At 47.1% G+C, this 3,450-nt stretch carries 3 protein-coding genes; 1 reads left to right on the top strand and 2 read right to left on the bottom strand.

The annotated features are described in order from the left end of the window. Positions 1-208: 208 nt before the first annotated feature. Both BZG79_RS13015 and BZG79_RS13010 read right to left on the bottom strand, forming a co-directional pair. Entirely contained in the window at positions 209-1,456 is a 1,248-nt protein-coding gene (locus BZG79_RS13015; RefSeq protein ID WP_021024274.1) for a cysteine desulfurase-like protein, read from the bottom strand. Positions 1,457-1,458: 2 nt separating this feature from the next. Continuing rightward, complete coding sequence (locus BZG79_RS13010) at positions 1,459-2,094, bottom strand: 2OG-Fe dioxygenase family protein (RefSeq protein ID WP_021024275.1); 636 nt, start codon at positions 2,092-2,094, stop codon at positions 1,459-1,461. A 596-nt stretch (positions 2,095-2,690) separates the two neighbouring features. Between BZG79_RS13010 and BZG79_RS13005 the strand changes: the two genes are divergently transcribed. Continuing rightward, on the top strand, positions 2,691-3,450 hold a 760-nt coding region (locus tag BZG79_RS13005), incomplete at its 3' end, for an aconitase family protein (RefSeq protein ID WP_242414187.1).

Genomic DNA, 3,450 nt, shown 5'->3' with positions numbered 1-3,450 from the left:
TTATTGGTTTCTTTTTAAATGATTTCTTTCTGAACAGCTTCTTGGGCAGTGCTAACAGTGGTGATCATAACGTACGGATAGGCATTCGCCTATGCGCGAGCTAACGTTTCAAGGTTGCATTGTGAATAAATTCACACTTAAATCTCAATCGAGGCCAATTTTAACTAAAAAAAGCGGCTCTTTTGGCCGCTTGAGAGGTTGATTAACCTTAATCGCTAATAAATGGCAATAAGGCTTGGTGTAGCCGGTCAATTTCATCAACGGTGTTGTAATGCATCATACCGATACGGATCACACCGCCTTTGTCTAAAATATCAAGCTGTTCGCACAAACCTTGGGCATAAAAGTGGCCATTCCACACGCAAAAATGTTGCTTCCCTAGCGCTTGCGCCACATCCGCGGGCGTGACGCCTTCAATCCGGATCGCAAAGGTTGGGGTTCTATAAGCCAACTGGTCATCATCCGTGATCCCATAAATGTGAACATTGGGATAGGCCTGCATCAGGTCAATAAAATGGGCGGATAACTGCTGTTCATGCGCCTGATACTGGCGATAGCTTTGTGCCAATCTTTCTCTTAGTGAACAATCAGGATCGCCCCACTGCGCGAGATATTCCACCACCGCAATAAATCCGGCAATCGCCTCAAAACTCTGAGTACCTGTTTCAAATCGACCGGGACCTTGGTTTGTGGCTGGCTCGACTTTGTAAGGTTTCAACGTCTGTACCCACTCAGGCGCCACATATACAAAACCCAGATGTGGGCCAAAAAACTTGTACGCCGAACAGGCAAGAAAGTCACAGCCTAATGCTTGTACATCGACCAAATAATGCGGAGCGTAATGGACAGCATCGACATAGACTTTGGCACCAACCTTTCTTGCCATCTCTACCACGTTTGCTACATCCACCAAACTACCAGTGGTATTTGAGGCCAGCGTCACCGCAATCAGTTTGGTTTTGTCCGTAATAAGACTGACAAGGTGCGTCATATCGATCGAATAATTGGATTCATCCACTCGCACCTGCTTAACAGTCGCCCCTTTATCGTGTGCGGCCTGCTGCCAGCTAGAGACATTAGAATAATGATCGAGTGCCGAGACAATCACCTCATCACCAGCTTGCCAATCACGGCTGATTGCGCGACTTAACGAAAACGTCAACGTTGTCATATTCGGGCCAAAGACCATACAGTCCGATGATGGCGCATTGACAAAAGCAGCGGCGCTATCACGTGCCTGTTGCATCATTGCGGTGGTGTGATGCCCAGAAAAAAATTGTCCCCCCAAGTTCGCATTATAGTGCCCCAGATAAGTCACCATGGCATCCAGTACAGATTGCGGTACTTGCGCCCCCCCTGGCCCATCAAAAAAAGCAACGGATTGGCCGTCAATAGTTTGCGTCAATGCAGGAAAATGGCCTCGTACTGCATGGGGAGAAAAAACTGCCGGTATCATCGTTACTTCCTTGTTGCTGTGAGTACAAATACATCCATCGTGCCTGATTGCGCATGATTAACGGGAGTAATCGGTTCAGCATAATGCCAAAGGGCACGATCATCGAGGGCCGCCATTTCACCCGGCATCAATGGGAGACTAAAGAGTGGTGCGCTAGTTTTGTGACGAAACACCTGAAAATCACCGCCATCAATATTATCGCGGCCAATGCTCACAATGGCGATATGATCAAAGCCGTCTTGGTGAACGCCTTCTGGGGCGACCTGCACAGATTGATTATCCGCCTGAATACGAATCTGGTGGATTTCGATATCATTATCATCACTAAGTTGATAGAGGTCGCGAAAGGTTCGGCACATCGCATGAAACCCTGGCGTTTGTACTGTCTCGGGCTCGATATCTTCAAACGTCCGTGCCACATCACCTTGGAATTCATTGATATCAGAAGTTTGCATAAATGGTCGTGGCGGCAGCTTTTCAACCCCGCCGTCAAAGACATGAACGATCGAGTAACGACGCAGGCGAAATCCACCATCCGCATGCGAAGTGCCAGGTAACCGGTTAAATGAAGGTTGCAGTTGCTTGATATGATGATCATCTAACTGATTAAGCTGCATGAGTAGGGTTGAGGTATTCATGGCTGTCTCCTTTTGTCATGCCGAAGCACACAGTGATGCAATGCAATTGTCAGACAAAAAATTTAACAAATGCGCTACATGGAATAATCAATTAAATCCCCTACTATTTCCAGTTTTACCCCTAGATTTATCGACCAAAAAAGCCCTAAATAGCATTTTAGACTAGTTAAAAACGTTAAGCGATTGAAACGCTCCAGATGCATGATTAACATTTCCAAAACATTAGCATTAATGGCTAACAAAGATGAAAATAGCGATATTTTCCATAGGCAGAATGACTAATTACTGTCACGAAAAGTTGCCATTTAGAATAAATCAGTATGGTTCATTGATACCAAATAAGCCCTTTTTAGCGGAAGCGCCCGCTGATGCAGAGCCTTCTATACTCTCATTGAGTGCGCTATTTGCGCACGTTGTGAAACAAAAGGATTGATCAATGAGAACCATCGACCGTATCGTGATAACGAACCTTTAACTTCAACAAAACCCCATTTACAATAATGAAGGTAAAATAAGCAATCCCCAAGAGAGACTGTTGCCTGCAACGCATGATGACCGTTTCTTTTACTCACAATAACCGACCAGGGGAGGCACCCGTGAGCAATACACCTGATTCCAAAAGCCAAGACAGCTTCAACACCCGGCGTACCCTACACGTCAACGGTGAGAGCTATGATTATTATCGACTTGATGCATTGCCCGAGCCATTCGATATCAGTCGCTTACCCTACTGTTTAAAAGTGCTGTTAGAAAACTTACTACGTAAAGAAGACGGTAAGAATGTCTCTGCGGATGACATTCGTACGCTTTGTCAGTGGCAAGCCGACCACGCCGGACAAGATCAGGTCAATTTCACTCCGGCGCGCGTTGTCCTTCAAGATTTCACCGGCGTGCCTGCCGTGGTTGACTTAGCCGCTATGCGTGCTGCCATGCGCGACTTAAACGGTGATCCGGCCAAAATCAACCCACTCGGCGCGGTTGACCTGGTCGTTGACCACTCCGTTATGGTGGATGACTACGGCCACGTTGATTCTCTACAGAAAAATACCGAGATTGAGTTCCAGCGTAACGGGGAGCGTTACCAATTTTTACGTTGGGGCCAACAAGCATTCTCTAACTTCCGTGTCGTGCCTCCAGGTACTGGAATCGTGCACCAAGTCAATCTCGAATATCTCGCTCCCGGCGTACTCGTCGAAGAAAAAGGTGGCAACAAGTTAGCCATGCCAGACACACTGGTTGGTACAGATTCTCACACCACCATGATTAACGGGCTCGGTGTGCTTGGCTGGGGGGTTGGCGGTATTGAGGCCGAAGCCGCAATGCTTGGGCAGCCTATTACTATGTTGATCCCTGAAG

Source organism: Salinivibrio sp. MA427 (assembly GCF_001996115.1).
Classification (GTDB): domain Bacteria; phylum Pseudomonadota; class Gammaproteobacteria; order Enterobacterales; family Vibrionaceae; genus Salinivibrio; species Salinivibrio costicola.
The sequence above is the reverse complement of the archived record's forward strand: the minus strand, read 5'-3'. Positions and strand labels throughout refer to the sequence as shown.